The sequence below is a fragment of the Staphylococcus sp. HMSC072E01 genome (assembly GCF_001814125.1).
Classification (GTDB): Bacteria; Bacillota; Bacilli; order Staphylococcales; family Staphylococcaceae; genus Staphylococcus; species Staphylococcus hominis.
In genome coordinates this window covers 147,345-164,811 of sequence record NZ_KV814962.1, presented here as the reverse complement: position 1 = coordinate 164,811, position 17,467 = coordinate 147,345, and the positions used below count along the sequence as shown (strand labels likewise).

At 29.6% G+C, this 17,467-nt stretch carries 18 protein-coding genes; 8 read left to right on the top strand and 10 right to left on the bottom strand.

Annotated features, from left to right (window positions below):
* Positions 1-176: 176 nt before the first annotated feature.
* The 3 genes from HMPREF2953_RS02665 to pepT are packed head-to-tail and all read left to right on the top strand — an operon-like array spanning position 177 to position 2,693.
* Complete coding sequence (locus HMPREF2953_RS02665; RefSeq protein WP_070671661.1) at positions 177-938, top strand: threonine/serine exporter family protein; 762 nt, start codon at positions 177-179, stop codon at positions 936-938.
* A gap of 16 nt (positions 939-954) precedes the next feature.
* Positions 955-1,449, top strand: a complete 495-nt coding sequence (locus HMPREF2953_RS02660; RefSeq protein ID WP_002448047.1) for a threonine/serine exporter family protein — start codon at positions 955-957, stop codon at positions 1,447-1,449.
* A gap of 14 nt (positions 1,450-1,463) precedes the next feature.
* Positions 1,464-2,693 carry a peptidase T gene (gene pepT, locus HMPREF2953_RS02655; RefSeq protein ID WP_070671659.1) on the top strand — a complete coding sequence of 410 codons (1,230 nt, stop codon included), beginning with the start codon at positions 1,464-1,466 and terminating at the stop codon, positions 2,691-2,693.
* Between the two features lie 45 nt (positions 2,694-2,738).
* Here the strand turns inward: pepT and HMPREF2953_RS02650 are convergent, their stop codons facing one another.
* The 3 genes from HMPREF2953_RS02650 to HMPREF2953_RS02640 all read right to left on the bottom strand — a co-directional run bounded on the left by HMPREF2953_RS02650 (position 2,739) and on the right by HMPREF2953_RS02640 (position 5,380).
* The gene (locus HMPREF2953_RS02650; RefSeq protein ID WP_049335060.1) at positions 2,739-3,863 is read right to left on the bottom strand and encodes a glycerate kinase; all 1,125 of its coding nucleotides are present in this window, start codon (positions 3,861-3,863) and stop codon (positions 2,739-2,741) included.
* 203 nt (positions 3,864-4,066) lie between these two features.
* Positions 4,067-4,387 (bottom strand): bacillithiol system redox-active protein YtxJ, encoded by a 321-nt coding sequence (gene ytxJ, locus HMPREF2953_RS02645; RefSeq protein ID WP_002449093.1) that lies wholly within the window; start codon positions 4,385-4,387, stop codon positions 4,067-4,069.
* Between the two features lie 114 nt (positions 4,388-4,501).
* Positions 4,502-5,380 carry an EMYY motif lipoprotein gene (locus HMPREF2953_RS02640; protein ID WP_070671657.1) on the bottom strand — a complete coding sequence of 293 codons (879 nt, stop codon included), beginning with the start codon at positions 5,378-5,380 and terminating at the stop codon, positions 4,502-4,504.
* A 107-nt stretch (positions 5,381-5,487) separates the two neighbouring features.
* Here HMPREF2953_RS02640 and HMPREF2953_RS02635 point away from each other — a divergent pair, with 107 nt between their 5' ends.
* The 3 genes from HMPREF2953_RS02635 to HMPREF2953_RS02625 all read left to right on the top strand — a co-directional run bounded on the left by HMPREF2953_RS02635 (position 5,488) and on the right by HMPREF2953_RS02625 (position 7,364).
* On the top strand, positions 5,488-6,003 hold the full coding sequence (locus HMPREF2953_RS02635; RefSeq protein ID WP_070671655.1) for a GrpB family protein: 516 nt from the start codon (positions 5,488-5,490) through the stop codon (positions 6,001-6,003).
* Positions 6,004-6,096: 93 nt separating this feature from the next.
* Complete coding sequence (gene murB / locus HMPREF2953_RS02630) at positions 6,097-7,023, top strand: UDP-N-acetylmuramate dehydrogenase (RefSeq protein WP_049419783.1); 927 nt, start codon at positions 6,097-6,099, stop codon at positions 7,021-7,023.
* 26 nt (positions 7,024-7,049) lie between these two features.
* Positions 7,050-7,364: a CHY zinc finger protein gene (locus HMPREF2953_RS02625; RefSeq protein ID WP_070671653.1), complete on the top strand. Its 315-nt coding sequence runs from the start codon at positions 7,050-7,052 to the stop codon at positions 7,362-7,364.
* 242 nt (positions 7,365-7,606) lie between these two features.
* Here HMPREF2953_RS02625 and HMPREF2953_RS02620 read toward each other — a convergent pair whose 3' ends face one another.
* The 7 genes from HMPREF2953_RS02620 to nrdI form a co-directional block, all read right to left on the bottom strand.
* Positions 7,607-8,641, bottom strand: coding sequence for a ferrated catecholamine ABC transporter substrate-binding lipoprotein SstD (locus HMPREF2953_RS02620; protein WP_070671651.1), 1,035 nt, complete (start codon positions 8,639-8,641; stop codon positions 7,607-7,609).
* Between the two features lie 106 nt (positions 8,642-8,747).
* Positions 8,748-9,518, bottom strand: coding sequence for an iron ABC transporter ATP-binding protein (locus HMPREF2953_RS02615; protein WP_049335054.1), 771 nt, complete (start codon positions 9,516-9,518; stop codon positions 8,748-8,750).
* Positions 9,515-10,474 (bottom strand): iron chelate uptake ABC transporter family permease subunit, encoded by a 960-nt coding sequence (locus HMPREF2953_RS02610; RefSeq protein ID WP_002449066.1) that lies wholly within the window; start codon positions 10,472-10,474, stop codon positions 9,515-9,517. The genes HMPREF2953_RS02615 and HMPREF2953_RS02610 overlap by 4 nt, the downstream gene beginning before the upstream one ends.
* The gene (locus HMPREF2953_RS02605; RefSeq protein ID WP_070671650.1) at positions 10,464-11,432 is read right to left on the bottom strand and encodes an ABC transporter permease; all 969 of its coding nucleotides are present in this window, start codon (positions 11,430-11,432) and stop codon (positions 10,464-10,466) included. Before HMPREF2953_RS02605 ends, HMPREF2953_RS02610 begins: the two co-directional genes overlap by 11 nt.
* 184 nt (positions 11,433-11,616) lie before the next feature.
* Positions 11,617-12,585: a class 1b ribonucleoside-diphosphate reductase subunit beta gene (gene nrdF, locus HMPREF2953_RS02600; protein WP_002455627.1), complete on the bottom strand. Its 969-nt coding sequence runs from the start codon at positions 12,583-12,585 to the stop codon at positions 11,617-11,619.
* Between the two features lie 113 nt (positions 12,586-12,698).
* Complete coding sequence (nrdE, locus tag HMPREF2953_RS02595; protein WP_002488027.1) at positions 12,699-14,804, bottom strand: class 1b ribonucleoside-diphosphate reductase subunit alpha; 2,106 nt, start codon at positions 14,802-14,804, stop codon at positions 12,699-12,701.
* Complete coding sequence (gene nrdI, locus HMPREF2953_RS02590; RefSeq protein ID WP_002449085.1) at positions 14,767-15,165, bottom strand: class Ib ribonucleoside-diphosphate reductase assembly flavoprotein NrdI; 399 nt, start codon at positions 15,163-15,165, stop codon at positions 14,767-14,769. The genes nrdE and nrdI overlap by 38 nt, the downstream gene beginning before the upstream one ends.
* 737 nt (positions 15,166-15,902) lie before the next feature.
* Here nrdI and HMPREF2953_RS02585 point away from each other — a divergent pair.
* On the top strand, positions 15,903-16,769 hold the full coding sequence (locus HMPREF2953_RS02585) for a DMT family transporter (protein WP_002449096.1): 867 nt from the start codon (positions 15,903-15,905) through the stop codon (positions 16,767-16,769).
* A gap of 10 nt (positions 16,770-16,779) precedes the next feature.
* Complete coding sequence (queF, locus tag HMPREF2953_RS02580) at positions 16,780-17,280, top strand: preQ(1) synthase (protein WP_002449091.1); 501 nt, start codon at positions 16,780-16,782, stop codon at positions 17,278-17,280.
* Positions 17,281-17,467: the final 187 nt, after the last annotated feature.

Sequence of the window (17,467 nt, the reverse complement as noted above, 5' to 3'; positions counted from 1 at the left end):
AATTCGAAATGAATTCTGTTGCATCTCTTTTTTATACTCATTTAACATCTATATTATTTATTTGTTATTCTACTTTTAAAATGAATGATTTAGTAATAAAGTATTAATACAAGCGAAGAATATTATAGATATACACGAAAATCATTATATATTTTAATTATTGTGGAGGTGCTTTTATGAATAATTCAATCACTATTATCGATGAAAATAAGGTGATTGATGTTGTATTAATAGCTGGTCGCATTCTCTTAGAATCTGGAGCTGAAACTTACCGTGTTGAAGATACTATGAATCGAATTGCTCACAGTTATGGTTTAAATGATACATATAGCTTTGTCACATCGACCGCTATCATTTTCTCACTTAATGATCGAACAAATACAAGGCTTATAAGAATTAGAGATCGTACTACAGATTTAGAAAAAATTGCTCTTACAAATAGTCTTTCTAGAAAGATTGCTAAAAATGAGCTAACCATTGATGAAGCTAAATCAGAACTGATTCATCTAAGTAAAGCTTCATTACAATATTCTTTTTTATTGAATTTTTTTGCTGCGGCAATTGCATGTGGCTTTTTCTTACTTATGTTTGGCGGTGTTGTTTCTGATTGCTGGATTGCTATTTTAGCTGGCGGTGCTGCGTTCTTAACTTTTAGCTTTGTCCAGCGTTACATTCAAATTAAATTCTTTTCTGAATTTGTAGCATCAGCAGTAGTCATTACAATTGCTGTTACATTTACTAAACTAGGCATTGCTACAAATCAAAATATTATAACAATTTCTAGTGTTATGCCCTTAGTACCTGGAATTTTAATTTGTAACGCTATTAGAGATTTAATGGCTGGCGAGCTACTTGCTGGAATGTCTCGTGGTGTAGAAGCTGCACTAACATCATTCGCTATTGGTGCAGGCGTAGCGATTGTTTTATTAATTCTTTAAGAAAGGCTGTTTATGTATGTTATTTTATCTATTTCATTTTGTTATCAGTTTTATTTCGACAGTACTTTTTTCTATTATATTTAATGCTCCTAAACGACTTTTACTTGCTTGTGGATTTGTCGGCGCCTTAGCTTGGACAATTTATCAATATACCGTAGATATGGATTTAGGAAAAGTTGGCGCTGCGTTTTTAGGTAGTTTAATTCTTGGTTTATTAAGTCATGTGATGAGTCGACGCTATAAAAGACCCGTGATTATCTTCATTGTGCCAGGTATAATCCCTCTTGTTCCTGGTGGTACAGCATATGAAGCAACACGATTTTTAGTATCTAATGACTATACTCATGCTGTGAATACATTTCTAGAGGTCACATTAATTTCTGGTTCAATTGCTTTTGGGATATTGGTAGCAGAAATTCTCTACTATATTTACACACGTATTAAGCAATTTTATGGTAAAATCAAAGGAAAAACGTATAGAAAATCTTACAATATGAACAATAGAGTCTAAGGGGATGTTTCGTTATGAAAGTACAGATTATAGATAGATTATCAAGATATGTAAAAATAGATACACAATCAAATCCCGAATCGAAATCGACGCCTTCTACTGAAAAACAATGGGATTTATTACATTTATTACAAAAAGAACTGCAAGACTTTGGATTAGAAACAGAATTGGATAATAATGGTTATCTGTTTGCCACTTTAGAAAGTAACATAGAAAAAGAAGTTCCTACTGTAGGTTTCTTAGCACATGTAGATACATCACCAGATTTTAATGCGACAAATGTTAATCCTCAGATTATAGAAAATTATGATGGTCAACCTATTAAATTAGGTCAAACAAATCGAATATTAAGTCAAGATGTATTTCCAGAACTTAAAAAATTAGAAGGTCACACTCTAATGATTACAGATGGTACATCTTTACTAGGTGCCGATGATAAAGCAGGTGTTGTAGAAATTATGGAAGCAGTAAAATACTTGCAGACCCATCCAGAAATTAAACATGGTCGCATACGTATAGCTTTTACACCTGATGAAGAAATAGGTCGTGGTCCTCACAAATTTAATGTGGAACGCTTTAATGCCGATTTTGCCTATACTATGGATGGCAGTGAGTTTGGAGAATTACAATTCGAAAGTTTTAATGCAGCAGAAGCAACAATCACTGCCCATGGTGTAAATGTTCATCCTGGTTCTGCAAAAAACGTAATGGTTAATGCTATTGGATTAGTACATCAATTCCATAGTCTACTACCTGCTAATGAAGTACCAGAACGTACAAAAGGTTATGAAGGCTTCTATCATTTAATGAAAATAGAAGGAACAGTTGAAAAAGCTTCTTTACAATATATTATAAGAGATCACGATAGAAAATCTTTTGAACTTAAAAAGAAAAAACTTTTAGAAATTCGTGATGATATTAATATTCATTATGAAGGTTATCCAGTAAAAGTAGATATCGAAGACCAATACTATAATATGGCTGAACAAATTAAGCCACATCCGTATATTATTGATATTCCTAAAAAAGTATTTGCAGATTTAGAGATAAAACCAAATACTGCGCCTATACGTGGTGGTACTGATGGTTCTCAGCTTTCATTTAAAGGTTTACCTACACCTAATATTTTTACAGGATGTGGAAACTTCCATGGTCCATTTGAATATGCTTCTATCGATGTAATGGAAAAAGCAGTACAAGTGATTATTGGTATTGCTCAAGAAGTAACACAATATGAAAAATAATAAATAAAAAAAGTTTAGTTCATTCTTTGAACTAAACTTTTTTATTTATTTTATTCCCTTAGCTGTAGTTTTTAATAATCGTAAAGCTTGAACTGTATAATGTCTAATTTGAAGACCCATTTTAAAATCTGTGTATGTTTTCGGCATTTCAATAAATGTGTTAAACATGGCTGTTACGCGATGATGATTAAATATATCAAACTTATCATTAGTCGCACAAATTGCAATAGATGGTTTGTGATATTTTTCTGTAAGTTCCGCAATAGTCAATGTGGTTGTTTCAAGCATATGATCTTCTTCTTTTAAACCCTCTCCAAAGATAATTAAATCTGCCTGAGATACTAACTCATCTAAATGTGTAATTTGATTTACTAGTTCATGACTCGTTAAAATTTCTGTGTTGTATAATGCTTTCAACACCGCAGCAATACCGCCACCGGCTCCGCCACGTTCAATTGGCCCTAAAGCAATATGTAATTCATTTTTCATAATCTCATTTAAGTACCAAATTAAATTATCAATTTCCACTGCTTTTTTGTGTGGAATTTGATGGTTATAGCTTAATTTCATAATTTCACTATTTTTTCCATACAACTTACTAGAAAAATCCGTCATCACTTGTAGTCTGACATTTTCCAATGTACTAGGCAGTCCAGAAATGTCAATATGACGAATGAACTTAATCATTTGTGCGCCTTCTCGTGCGTCAAGTTCTCTATTTTCATCATCATAAAATTTAGCTCCTAAAGCTTGTAGCATCCCTACGCCACCATCAAAACTATCCATACCACCTAAAGATATAATAATATGATCTGTGTCCTTGTTTAATGCATCTAAAATAACTTCTCCTAACCCAAAACTAGTACGTTGCTCAATTGCTTTATGACCTTTTGAAAATAAATTACTTTCAATAATTACAGTACCTTCTTCAGTTTGTCCATATATTGTTTCAATCTCATTCATATCGGCATCATGAACATTCACTTTATATTTTGTACCTGATTGCCAAAGAAATACTGAATTTAATAATTCATGACGTCCGTTAAATAAAGGTACCTGTACAATATCTGCATGATCAATTTGACTTGCTATTGCCTCTTCCACATAACGATTCGCTTGATAACTCGAAATAATACCGTTAAATTCATCCATGGCTACTAAAATTTTCATTCTATTTTCACCTCATGCCACTTTCTATCTTTCTTAAATTCATACGTTATAACTTCACTTTCACATTATACATAGGTTCATCGCATATTTCATTTTTTATATTTTATAAATATAAAAGTCATTTAAAATGATAAAAATGTAGATATAATAAAGAGCTGGTAACAAAAAATGTACCAGACTCTTAAATCGATATATTATCTTTCTTATTCTTCAGCTTGTGCTAATGTAGATACATTAATATCACTATGACTAGCATTCCATACAGCTTTTCCATCTACAAAATAAAAAGCTTGTGGTGATTCATGTTTCACATTTGTCTTTTCAGCAATATAATCAGAAAGTTTTCTTTCTTCTTGAACTACTAGATAATATCCATCTATGTCTCTTTCATATAAAAACTTATTAAATTGATCAAATGCTGCAGCTGAAATTGGACATGTGTCACTATGTTTTAATACAAATACATCGTTATGTTCTTCTAATACTTGTTCAAACTGGTCAATCGAACTCAGCTTTATAGCCATTCTATTCACCTCTAAATTTTTTAACTTTGTCCCTTTTTTTAAATTAAACTTCTCAATGGCTACAATTATACACATTTCATCATATAATGTTAACCAAAAATTTAAATTTAGGTTTTATTCGTTTTGCTGTACTTTTTCTAATTCTGTTTTAAAGTTGTGATTTCCCTTACTTAAATCTTTACCCGTTTTAGGTAGTTTTTCAACATTAATTTTTGAAAGTTGATCTTCAATCTTAATAGTTGTTTCACGTGTCTCATAATAATTAAGTAAATTATAGTACATTTCTATCGCATTTTTACGAGCATTGTTTACATGTGAATCTGTAATATTAGTCTGATTTAAATCTTTAATCTGTTTTTGTATCAGTGGTTTTATATGCTCATTAATTGCTTTTGAAGTAGGATAATTATCCTTTTCTAAATATTTTTGAGCAGTTTTTCGTAAATTACGATTATTGTTTTCAATTTTAGATTTTAATAGATGTGCATTTTCTTGATTATTTGTTTTACGTATATCTTTTTCTACTAGTGCTCTATTTATTTCAAATGAATGGGTATAATTTAGAATTTTTTCATTTTCCACAACTGATTGATTATATAAATCTACAAATGATTTAATTTCATTTATAGATTGATGTTGCTTACTCACATGATTTAAATAATCTTTCTTTAATTGACGAGTTTTATTTGTCTTAGCCGGAAGATGTTTAGCTTCTTTTTCATACTCTTTAAACTCAGGCACTAAACGGTGATTTATATTTTTCTGTAGTCGTTCAAATGACTTTTTATTTTTATCTGTTGTATCGGTTTTACTTATATCATTTAAACGGTTCAGCTCTAATTGATTCATCACTTTTTCCACGCTTTTTTGCTTGGTCTCTACTTTAGATAGGTGTTGTTTGAATCGATTTAAATCTTCGTTATTATTCTGACCACAACCAGAAAGTATCAAACAGTATAGTGAACATAATGAAAGTATTATTAATTTTTTCATTTTTGCACTCCTAACACCCGTATTATACATAAAGTTATTTATATTGAAAATAAATTATGTTATAGTATTTCAGAATTTGTATAATTATTTAATTGAAGGAGTTACATATGTATGCATCTGTTCAATCATTTATAAATTGTCCCAACGTCAATGATTATCATCAGTTGTATGAAGACACTAAAGCTCTGTTATTTAACTTGTTAGATTCTCCAGTAAAATTCACACAACATATCGGAGGAACAAGACATTTTTCTTATCCCACAGAACCGATTTTAGATGTTTTAGTTGGAGTCAATAATCTCCATGATATTACCTCTCTTGATGAAAAGAGATTGAATTATGTAGGCTTTTATCGATTACACCATCCTTATAAAAAGAAAGTGATGATGGCAAAATTTGATAATATGATCAATCTTAAGCAAATAATACGATTACACATTATTCAAATAGATACGCCCTTATTCACTCAATATTTAGCTATAGATCACGTACTGTCTACACAAAAACACGTAGCACAGATGTTTTCTAATCAGAAAAATGAATTTATCAATTTAAATTCAACAATCCGATACTACGAAAACCAAAAACAGAAATTTTTTGATAATTTGTATCATACACTTTAATGATATACAAATTGTTTTAAACTCTTTTAGCAAAACATATGTAAAGTTGCTATAATAAAGTTTAGATTATAGAAGAGAAGAAAGGATGTACTTATGTTAGAACAAGAAGACATCTTAAAAGATTTAAAATCTTTAGTACCTGACAATATTATTAAAGTTAATGAACCGTTAAAACGTTATACATACACGAAAACTGGTGGAAATGCAGATTTTTACCTTTCACCTATCGAAAATGAACAAGTACAAACTATCGTACGTTATGCTCAAGAACATCAATTGCCTGTTACATATTTAGGGAATGGTTCAAATATTATTATTCGCGAAGGCGGTATCAGAGGTATTGTGATTAGTCTATTATCCCTTAATCATATTAATGTCTCAGATGATGCAATTATAGCAGGAAGCGGTGCGGCAATTATAGATGTATCGAGAGCGGCAAGAGATCACGTTCTTACCGGCTTAGAATTTGCTTGTGGCATTCCTGGTTCTGTTGGTGGTGCTGTTTATATGAATGCAGGCGCCTATGGAGGAGAAATTAAAGATTGCATCGATTATGCTTTATGTGTAAATGAACACGGCGATTTGATACAACTGACTAAAGAACAATTACATTTAGACTATAGAAATAGTGTCGTTCAAAAACAACATTTAGTAGTTCTTGAAGCAGCATTTACTTTAGAACCAGGCAACTTGAACGAGATTCAAGCTAAAATGGATGATCTTACAGAACGTCGTGAATCTAAACAGCCACTTGAATATCCTTCATGCGGTAGTGTATTCCAACGTCCTCCAGGTCATTTTGCTGGAAAATTAATTCAAGATTCAAATCTTCAAGGTCATCGTATTGGTGGCGTAGAAGTCTCAACTAAACATGCTGGGTTTATGGTAAATGTCGATAATGGTACAGCAACAGATTATGAGAATTTAATTCATCACGTACAAAAAGTCGTGAAAGAAAAATTTGATGTTGAATTACATCGTGAAGTTCGAATCATTGGCGAATATCCAGAGTCAGAGTAAATTCTCAATGTTAGGAGATGTGAAAAATGCTAAAAGTTTATGGTTCTCTCGTAGACAATGAAACACGTTGTATTCACTATCATACATTTCTTGACATTATAGCGATTAAATTTAAATGTTGTGAAAAGTATTATCCTTGTTATCAATGTCATAACGAACATGAATCTCATAACATTCAGCGTTGGTCAGCAGAGGAATTTCATAAAAAGGCGATACTTTGTGGAGTCTGTCAAAATGAACTCTCTATTCATGAATACATGATGACTGAAACTTGTCCAAGTTGCCAAGCACATTTTAATTCACGTTGTAAATTTCACTATCATTTCTATTTTGAAATTTAATACTTAAATTAAATGATATATAGAATAACATATAAAAACAAAGTATTTTGGCAAGACTCTTGAGGGAACAGGACAAACTAAAGACTACAGACTAAAGTTGTCCCCTAACAAATCGAGCCAACCATACAAAGTATTGTAAATAAAGAAGCCAGTAAATGAATTTATAATAAACTCATTTACTGGCTATTTTTCTAGGATGTATGTCCCACTCTTTTATTTATTCTAAACTTAGTATCCTAGATTTATTTTTTAGTTTTATCAATTACTTTTTCTAACTCATCAATTTGTTTTACTGTTGTTGTTGTTGAACCTGAAGCAAAGTACCATAGTTTAGGGTCTAATTCATAAACATTGTTATTTTTAACTGCTGTTACATCTTTAATAACATCATTTTTTAACACTTGTTTAGCTGTCGATTTTCCACCCACAACTGATCCACGATCCATTGCTAAAATGATATCTGGATTATGATTACTGATATACTCATTATTAATATTTTGACCATGTGGACTTATTTTAACGTGTTTATCCGCTGGTTTAAAGCCTAGTGTATTAAATACTAAATCACCAAATCTTCCGCCTGGTCCGAATGTAGAAAGTTCTCCTTCATTAACTAAAAGATACATTACAGATTTATCGAAATTCTTAGTTTGTTTTTTCATATCTGAAATTTTTTGATCTAATTTTGTATTCATATCTTTTGCTTTATCTTCTTTGTTATAAATTTTACCTAGATTTTCTGTATTCTTTTTCATATCTTTAATATAATAATCTTCACTTGCACCTACATAGACAACTTTAGCTTTAGGCGCTGCCTTTTTAAACTCATCTAGATTTTTCTGAGTGGCTGCTCTACTTGAAATATAAATAACATCCGGTTTAGCTTCAGCTATTTTATCGAAATTTATTTCTTTTAAATTACCAGTATTAATATATTTATCCTTTTTAAATTCACTTAGAAAACTTGGTAAAGATTCATTATTTTCGCCTTTTGGTAAGCCTTTCACTTTATCAGCTACACCCATTTCTTTTAAAACATCTAGTGCTCCATAATCTAGAACAACCGCGTTCTTAGGATTTTTAGGCACTTTCACAGTGTTACTAATTTTTTTACCCTCATTACTACTTTCATCATTTCCACTTGCTGAAAAGCTATTTTTAATTGAAACTGTATCTTTTGAATCATTTTCATTATTTGATTTATTACCAGAATTATTACTACACGCTGATAATACTAAAGCTAAAGTTAAGACTAAAAATAAGACTGTTTTCTTCATATGTATTTCTCCTTTTATAAGTTAACTTTGGCACTCAATTTTTCAACTATTTCCTTTTATATTTTCTAAGCATCACCCCTTTAAATATAAAAATATTTATCTCATTTTAAAAGATAACCTCATCATAATATAAACAAATACGTTGGCCTCTAATTTCTTCTACATGAACATTCATTTCATATAAATCTCTTAACACATTTGTTTCAATTACACTATCTTTTGGGCCAGATTTAACAATTTCACCTTTCTTTAGTGCAACAATGTAATCTGAATAACAAGATGCAAAATTAATATCGTGGAGTACAATAACAATCGTTTTATTTAAATCGCGACACAATGTTCGAAGTATCTGCATAATTTGAACTGAATGTTTCATATCTAAATTATTTAACGGTTCATCTAACAAAATGTATTCTGTATCTTGAGCAATTGTCATAGCAATATACGCACGTTGTCTTTGTCCTCCAGATAGTGTTTTTATATTTCTATCTTTGATTTCCCTTAGATGTAGTAAATCAATGGCATATGCCACTTTCTCATGATCTTCTTTTTTCATTCGACCTTTTGAATAAGGAAAACGCCCAAAATTTACAAGCTGTTCTACAGTGATATTCATATCAGTATGATTTGTTTGTTTTAAAATACTTAACTTTTTTGCTAATTCATCACTTTTATAATCATCAATTAATTTATTTTCAATATTAATTGTACCGTTCTGATATTCAAATAATCGACTTACTGCTGATAGAAGTGTACTTTTTCCTGCTCCATTTGGACCTATCAAAGAGGTTAACTTACCCTTTTGTATATCAACATTTATATCTTTCAAAATAGATTTACTCTGAATTTTTTTATCTAAATTTCTAATCTGAATCAATCTTCATTCCTCCTTTTAATAAGTAAGTATATGAAGTAAATACCTCCAACTAAATCTATAATAAGACTAAATTCAGTGGTAGCTTTAAACATATTTTCTATAATCCACTGAGCTATAAATAAACTAATCCAACTTATAAGAATCGTTGCGGGTAAAATATATTTATGTTCATATGTTTTCATGAATTCATGCGCTAAATTGACTGTTAATAATCCTAAAAATGTAACAGGACCTACTAAAGCAGTAGATATTGATACTAATAAAGCCACTAAAATTAATAAAAGTTTTGTCATTTTTTCATATGATACACCTAAGTTAATAGACTGATCTTTCCCTAGTAATAACACATCTAAATAAGGTCTTAATATAAAAGCAATTACAATTAAAATAATTAAAAGTATACTTGAAATAAGAACAAGTTTAGAATTAGAAGCGTCAAAACTTGCAAACATCGCACTTTGAACGGTTAAAAAGTCATCTGGATTCATAATAAGTTGAATAAATCCAGTGATACTACGGAAAAATGTTCCTAATACTACCCCAACAAGTAAAATAAAATAAACCGAAAAATGTCCTAATTTAAACATGCCTTGAAATAATACTAAAGAAAAAAGAACCATCACTACGAGAGTTAGAAGAAAATTCAAATAAGTATTTGTCACTACACTGGCTTGTGTACCTAATAAGAACACAGGCAAGACTTTAATAAATAAATAGACTGAGTCTAACCCCATAATTGAAGGAGTAAGTAATCTATTTGCAGTGATAGATTGGAAAATAACAACTGCCGTACTAATAGATCCACCAACAAGTAAAATTAAAACTAATTTTCTTATTCGACTTTCAAACTGATATTGAAAAATTTCAAAATCCAAACCTACTAGTAAGTAGAAAGCAGCCATGCAAATCGTAAAAAGAAAGAGAATTAATATTTTTTTATTAGCACTAATTTGCATAATTATTTCTACCTTTCATCAATAAAACTAAGAAAACAATCGTTCCAAATACTCCTATTGTTAAACCAATATTTATTTCATAAGGGTAAACAATTAATCTACCAATAATATCGGAAAACAATACAAATATAGAACCTAGCATTAATGTATGAGGTAATGCATTTTTCAAGTGGTCGCCTCTATACATTGAAATAATATTAGGAACAATTAAACCTAAAAACGGTAATGTTCCGACTGTCACGACAACTAATGCTGTCAATGTTGCAGTGATTAAAAGCGCAATATTTATAATTTGTTCATATTTAACACCTAAATTATGACTAAAATCTTTGCCCATTCCAGCAATCGTAAAGTGATTAGCAAATATATAAGCGATAATTAATAAAGGAATAGCTAAATATAAAATTTCATAACGGCCGCTTGTAATAACAGCAAAATTCCCATTCAACCAATTATTAATACTTTGTAGTGCATTCGTTCTTAATGCTATAAAAGTGGTAAAACTTGAAACAATGCCACCAATCATAATACCTAAGAGCGGGACAAAAATAACTTCTTTCACTTTTATAAAATTGATTAGTTTAACGAATAAAAATGTTCCTCCTAGGCTTAATGCAACTGCAAAAGTCAATTTAATCAATATATGACCTTTTGGGAAAAATATGAGTGAAAGTAATATTCCTAATTTTGCCCATTCCATTGTTCCAGCTGTAGTAGGACTTACAAATTTATTTTGCATCATCTGTTGCATAACTAGTCCTGCTAAAGCAAGAGAACTTCCAGATAAAAGAATACTTATAGTTCTAGGAATACGACTAGAAAATAAAATATTTTTCTGATTATCTGACAAATGAAAAAGATCAGTTATTGATAATTGACTTACGCCAATAAATAAAGAAAGTATACTTAATATCACTAAAATGATTAATAATGTATAACCTTTGAATAGAAACCTCATTCGTAATGCTCCTTAGTATATATACCATTTCCATTGAAAATGATTATCATTTAACTATATATTAAATTGTCATAATAAATTTTTCAATAGTAATACTAATATTCTTTTATTTTTTATAGAGAAATTAAAAAAACTAATTGCAGTGATGATTCTACAATTAGTTTTTCTAAAATTAGTTATTATTCTAATCTTCAAAAATAAAATCTTCGTCTTGTAAAGCTTCCACGTTAAGTGCTAATGTATAGCCGTCTCCTTTTACTGAGAAAAAGTCATGATTTTTTGTTGATGTATCTAATGCATTTTCAATAATAGGATTAAACTCTTTTTCTTCAAAATAAGGTTCAAATCCTAAGTTTGATAAAGCTTTATTCCCATTATATTGTACATAATTTAAAACATCTTCAGTTAAACCGATATCATCATATAACATATGTGTATATGATACCTCATTTTTATATAGTTCTTCTAACAACTTATACATTTCTTTATCAGCTTTTTGTTTTTCATTTTCTGATAGCTCGTTACGTAAACTTTGAGCATCTAAACCAGTAAATACTCCATGAATTGATTCATCAAGTAAAATTTTTCTAATAATTTCACCAGAAGTTGTCATTTTTCCTTGACCCGCAAGATAAAGTGGATAATAGAAACCAGAATAGAACAAGAATGTTTCTAAGAAAACACTTGAAACTCTTGCCATATATTGATCAAAAATAGAGGCTTCTTTTCCCCAAAGTTTATGATAATTAGAGATAATTTTATCAGATTTATATTTTAAATGAGGCTCTTCAATTACCCAAGTATCTAATAGATAATTTGTTTCACTAGATGGAAGTAACGTTGTAAAAATATGTGAATAACTTTTAGCATGAATTTGTTCCATCATTTGCATAAATGAATAAACTGCTTTTTTACGTAAATCCGTTGTATGTAGCATAATTAATGGCATACCATCATCCGCTTGATGTGTATCTAATCCAGTTAAACCTGCTAAAGCACGTTTAAACGTATTTTTTTCATCCTCTGTTAGTGTCTTCCAACTTGCTATATCCTTTGAAACTTTAAATTCTGTTTCTACCCACATTTGTGAAATGTTTTGACGCCAAAACATATTTGTCATATCTTCTTGAGTATTCCAATTGACGGCCTTCATTAATAAAATCCTCCTCTATTTATTAACCATTACATTATTTAAGAGGATAAGATTAAAAAGCTTCTCTATGAGAATAATTTAATCTTTCCTCTAAATATTTATTTCACTATTAATTAAATTGCACAACTTGTACATTCTTCAACACTTAATAATTTATTACGTGTATAGTATAAAGATTTCAGTCCTTTGTGATGTGCGTATACGTATAATCGTGACAATTCACGTGTTGAAATTTCAGAATTAACATATAAAATTGTTGAAATCCCTTGGTCTACATGTGTTTGAATTGTTGAAATTAAATCTATAAGTTTCATTTGATCAGTATTAAATGCTGATTTATAGTACCACATTGTTTCAGGTGATAAGAAAGGCATTGGATAAAATGTTTCAGCATTTCCATACGTACGTCGCTCAATTTGATCTACGATTGGCATGACCGAACTAGTTGCATTCTGAACATATGAAATACTTTGAGTTGGTGCAATAGCTAATCGATAAGCATGATATAAACCATATTCTTGTACTTGTTGTTGTAATGATTTCCAGTCTTCTGATGTAGGAATTTGCATATTAGCAAATAATTCTTTTACTTTTTCAAATTGTGGCACGAACTCTTGTGATGTATAAAAATCAAAATATTTGCCACTTGCATAATCTGATTTATCAAAATCTTGATATGCTTCTCCACGTTCTTTAGCAATTTCCATAGAACGTTCAATTGAATAATAGTTCATCATCATAAAGAAAATATTAGCAAAATCTTTGGCTTCTTCAGATTCATAGCCAATTTTATTTTTCGCTAAATAGCCATGTAAGTTCATTACACCTAAACCTACAGAATGTAACTCATTATTTGCTTTTTTCACACCTGGTGCATTTTGAATATTTGCTTCGTCACTTACTACTGTTAATGCATCCATTCCAGTATGTACTGAATCTCTGAATTTACCCGTTTCCATTACATTCACTATGTTCAATGAACCTAAATTACATGAAATATCACGTTTAATTTCATCTTCAATTCCATAGTCATTAATAATTGATGTTTCCTGTAATTGGAAAATTTCAGTACATAAATTACTCATTTTAATTTGACCAATATTTGAATTCGCATGTACTTTATTCGCATTATCTTTAAACATTAAATATGGATAGCCTGATTGCAGTTGTGTTTGAGCAATCATATTCAACATTTCTCGTGCATCTTTTTTCTTTTTAAGAACATTAGGATTAGCTACAAGTTCATCATAATATTTTTCAATATCAATATCGTCTAATGTCACTCCATATTCTTGTTTTACAGTATGAGGTGCAAACATATAAAAGTCTTTACCTTCTTTAGCTAAATCAAAGAATTTAGATGGAACAATAAGACCAGTGGAAATTGTTGATAGACGTAAGTCTTCATCGGCATTTACTTTTTTAGTATCTAAGAATTCTTCAACATCATAATGGAAAATGTTTAAATATACTGCTCCAGCTCCAGGACGTTGACCTAATTGATCAGCATAACTAAATCCACCCTCTAATGCTTTTGCTACAGGTAATACACCTTTAGCTACGCCTTTAATACCTTTAATTGCTTCACCACGTGCACGTAATTTAGATAAATTGATAGCCACGCCACCACCAATTTTACTTAATTGTTTAGCAGTAGAATCTATGAAATTAATTGAGTTTAGACTATCATCAACTTCTAGTAAAAAACATGAAACAAGCTCTCCACGACGTGCGCGTCCTGCATTTAAAAATGTAGGTGTAGCAGGTTGATAACGTTGTTCAATCATCGCTAAAATAAATTGTTTAGCTTGTTCTTTATTACCATCTGCTAAATATAGAGCAACTATGGCAACATGTTGATTATAGTCTTCTAAGTACTTAGATTTATCATTTGTTTTTAAAGCATAATCTTTATAAAATTTGCTTGCAGACATATAACTAGCAAATTCAAAATTAATAGATTTTGCGAATTCGATAATTTCTATTAAATCTTCTTCGCTATACTTCTTAAATACATTAAAATAAAAATGATTATCTACTAAGTAATGTAAACGTTCAATTTCGCTATCAAAATAAATTGTTTTATCGCTAATTTCTTCTAAGTAAACGTTTAAAGCTTCTTGATCTTTCTCAAGATTAAAAAAGCCATTGTCTTTACGTTTAGTTACTTCATTGTTTAATTCAATATGATTGTACTTTTTCTCGTCCATAATCTTCATTGAAATGCCCCACCTTATCTCTAAATTCGATAACATCTTTATTTGTACCTTGAACCTCAAATTTCATTAATAAAGGCACATGGTATGTTTCAGAAATTGTTCGACCTGCTTTCGCAAAGTTTTGTCCCCAGTTACGATTACCACTAGCAGCAACAGCACGTATATAGGCATGATTAACTTCTAGAAAAGACTGTACTTCCTTAGGAACTTCACCAAAACCAATTGTACCTGTAACTAAAATATAAGGTTCTTCTATACTATCCTTACAATTGTCTTTATTGATTTCTAATACATTTTTAATTTCACTACGTTTTATAAATCTTCGTACATTTCCTGAAAAAGAGAAATAAACTACTTTCATAGGAACGCCCTCTTTCGACAATCTTATTAATTAAAAAGAAGTTCTCTTAGTCTTATAAGAAAACTTACTTTTAGAACGAATATCATTTCGTTAACTTAATCAAGTTAATACTACATATTGTGTTTCTAATTATTAATCTTTAAAAATCATTATTTATAAATCGTTCATGTAAATAGTGTAGATTCCGAAAAAACCAACCCAAATAAGTGTGAAATTGCTACTAAAATGAATTATTCATACAATCTTTCTATTTTCCTCAAACACAACATATTGTGTCTCAATTCAAAACCCAACACTATATTCTGTGTTTCATTATACATAAATGGTACCCTAATTAAAAGTTAATATTTGATGTCAAATGTTCGTGAAATCGGTTAAAGGTGCATCATAGCTATATTAAAAACTAAGAAAATTTTATTTTAGTTTTTTTAAGGTATTTCACTTGATTTTTTGCCTACCATTACTAAACCTTATTTATTCGGGATTTCCAATACATAAGAATGTAAATCATAATATATTGTTAGCCATTTATTAAAAAAATAACTCATTTTTTATATTAAAAGCCGAATAAATTTCTATTTTACGAATTAAAAATTTAGAGTATATTTAACCATATTAAGAACATATGTTCGTTATCATTATAGTTTTTCTTTTTTATCTTTGCAAGTACTTATGCATCCACAAATAAATTATGCTAATATATAGACGTTAAATTTTTATAAATGAGGAGATATACTTTGAATCCTAAGGTAAAAGGTATCATTGCTATTTTAATTTCTGCTATTGGTTTTAGTTTTATGTCTGTTTTTTTTAGACTAGCCGGAGACTTACCTGTATTTCAAAAATCTTTAGCAAGAAATTTGGTAGCCATGTTTATTCCATTATTTTTCATAATAAAATATAGGCAACCTATATTGGGTAAAATGAGTAGTCAACCCCTTTTAATGACTAGATCGACGTTAGGTCTTATAGGGGTATTACTAAATATTTACGCTATTGATCACATGGTGTTAAGTGATGCTGATACTTTAATGAAGCTTAACCCTTTTTGGACTATTTTATTAAGTTTAATATTTTTAAAAGAGAATATTAAAAGGTATCAAATTATAGCTATGTTAATTGCTATTTTTGGTATGTTATTCATTGTTAAACCAGAATTTTCTTCAACTATGTTCTCTTCTTTAGCCGGTTTATTCTCAGGTATCTTCGCTGCATCTGCATATACTTGTGTACGAGCATTAAGTAAACGTGAAGCACCTTATACTATTGTATTTTATTTTTCATTATTTTCAGTCATCGTTCTTATTCCATTTTCTATTGCAACATATGAACCGATGACAAAGTTACAAATTATATATTTATTAGGAGCTGGATTATCAGCGGCAGTAGGACAAATTGGTATTACATTAGCATATAGTTTTGCTCCAGCAAAAGACATTTCTATTTTTACGTATGCTTCTATATTATTTACTGCATTATTTGGCTTTATATTATTCGGAGAAACACCAGATTTCTATGCATTTATAGGTTATATCATCATTATTGGCGCTAGTTACTTTATGTTTGAAAAAGCACGTAGACAATCTAATACATCTAACAATTAGGAGGCAAATTATGACACAAGGTCGCAATAAAGAAGAATTACAAGATATTACATTATTAGGCAATCAAAATAATAAATATGAATTTGACTATACACCCCAAGTACTCGAAACTTTTGATAATAAACATCAAGGAAGAGATTATTTTGTAAAGTTTAATTGTCCAGAATTCACTTCTCTTTGCCCTATCACTGGACAACCCGATTTTGCTACAATTTATATTTCATATATACCAAATATAAAAATGGTAGAATCAAAATCACTAAAATTATATTTATTTAGTTTTAGAAATCATGGTGATTTTCACGAAGATTGTATGAATATTATCATGAATGACTTAATTGACTTAATGGATCCTCATTATATAGAAGTATGGGGTAAGTTCACGCCACGTGGAGGCATTTCAATAGATCCATATACGAATTATGGTCGTCCAAACTCTAAATATGAAAAGATGGCCGAACATCGTTTAATGAATCACGATATGTATCCTGAAAAAATAGACAATCGATAAAATGTTTTTAACTCCTTTTATTTTTACTAATGTAATATAAAAGGAGTCATTTTTATTCTAGATTTTTTTAATAAACTATTGCGATTTATTAAATTAAAGCGTATTTTAATATTATCGTTGAAATTTATAAAGATATAGGTTCATGAGCAATAAAAACTTTTATTTTTATAAGTTATTATATTTTATT

Bases quoted from the DNA above. Each gene is read 5' to 3' on its own strand.
- HMPREF2953_RS02665 (WP_070671661.1), top strand. From the start codon at position 177: ATGAATAATTCAATCACTATTATCGATGAAAATAAGGTGATTGATGTT.
- HMPREF2953_RS02660 (WP_002448047.1), top strand. From the start codon at position 955: ATGTTATTTTATCTATTTCATTTTGTTATCAGTTTTATTTCGACAGTA.
- pepT (WP_070671659.1), top strand. From the start codon at position 1,464: ATGAAAGTACAGATTATAGATAGATTATCAAGATATGTAAAAATAGAT.
- HMPREF2953_RS02650 (WP_049335060.1), bottom strand. From the start codon at position 3,863: ATGAAAATTTTAGTAGCCATGGATGAATTTAACGGTATTATTTCGAGT.
- ytxJ (WP_002449093.1), bottom strand. From the start codon at position 4,387: ATGGCTATAAAGCTGAGTTCGATTGACCAGTTTGAACAAGTATTAGAA.
- HMPREF2953_RS02640 (WP_070671657.1), bottom strand. From the start codon at position 5,380: ATGAAAAAATTAATAATACTTTCATTATGTTCACTATACTGTTTGATA.
- HMPREF2953_RS02635 (WP_070671655.1), top strand. From the start codon at position 5,488: ATGTATGCATCTGTTCAATCATTTATAAATTGTCCCAACGTCAATGAT.
- murB (WP_049419783.1), top strand. From the start codon at position 6,097: ATGTTAGAACAAGAAGACATCTTAAAAGATTTAAAATCTTTAGTACCT.
- HMPREF2953_RS02625 (WP_070671653.1), top strand. From the start codon at position 7,050: ATGCTAAAAGTTTATGGTTCTCTCGTAGACAATGAAACACGTTGTATT.
- HMPREF2953_RS02620 (WP_070671651.1), bottom strand. From the start codon at position 8,641: ATGAAGAAAACAGTCTTATTTTTAGTCTTAACTTTAGCTTTAGTATTA.
- HMPREF2953_RS02610 (WP_002449066.1), bottom strand. From the start codon at position 10,474: ATGCAAATTAGTGCTAATAAAAAAATATTAATTCTCTTTCTTTTTACG.
- HMPREF2953_RS02605 (WP_070671650.1), bottom strand. From the start codon at position 11,432: ATGAGGTTTCTATTCAAAGGTTATACATTATTAATCATTTTAGTGATA.
- nrdF (WP_002455627.1), bottom strand. From the start codon at position 12,585: ATGAAGGCCGTCAATTGGAATACTCAAGAAGATATGACAAATATGTTT.
- nrdE (WP_002488027.1), bottom strand. From the start codon at position 14,804: ATGAAGATTATGGACGAGAAAAAGTACAATCATATTGAATTAAACAAT.
- nrdI (WP_002449085.1), bottom strand. From the start codon at position 15,165: ATGAAAGTAGTTTATTTCTCTTTTTCAGGAAATGTACGAAGATTTATA.
- queF (WP_002449091.1), top strand. From the start codon at position 16,780: ATGACACAAGGTCGCAATAAAGAAGAATTACAAGATATTACATTATTA.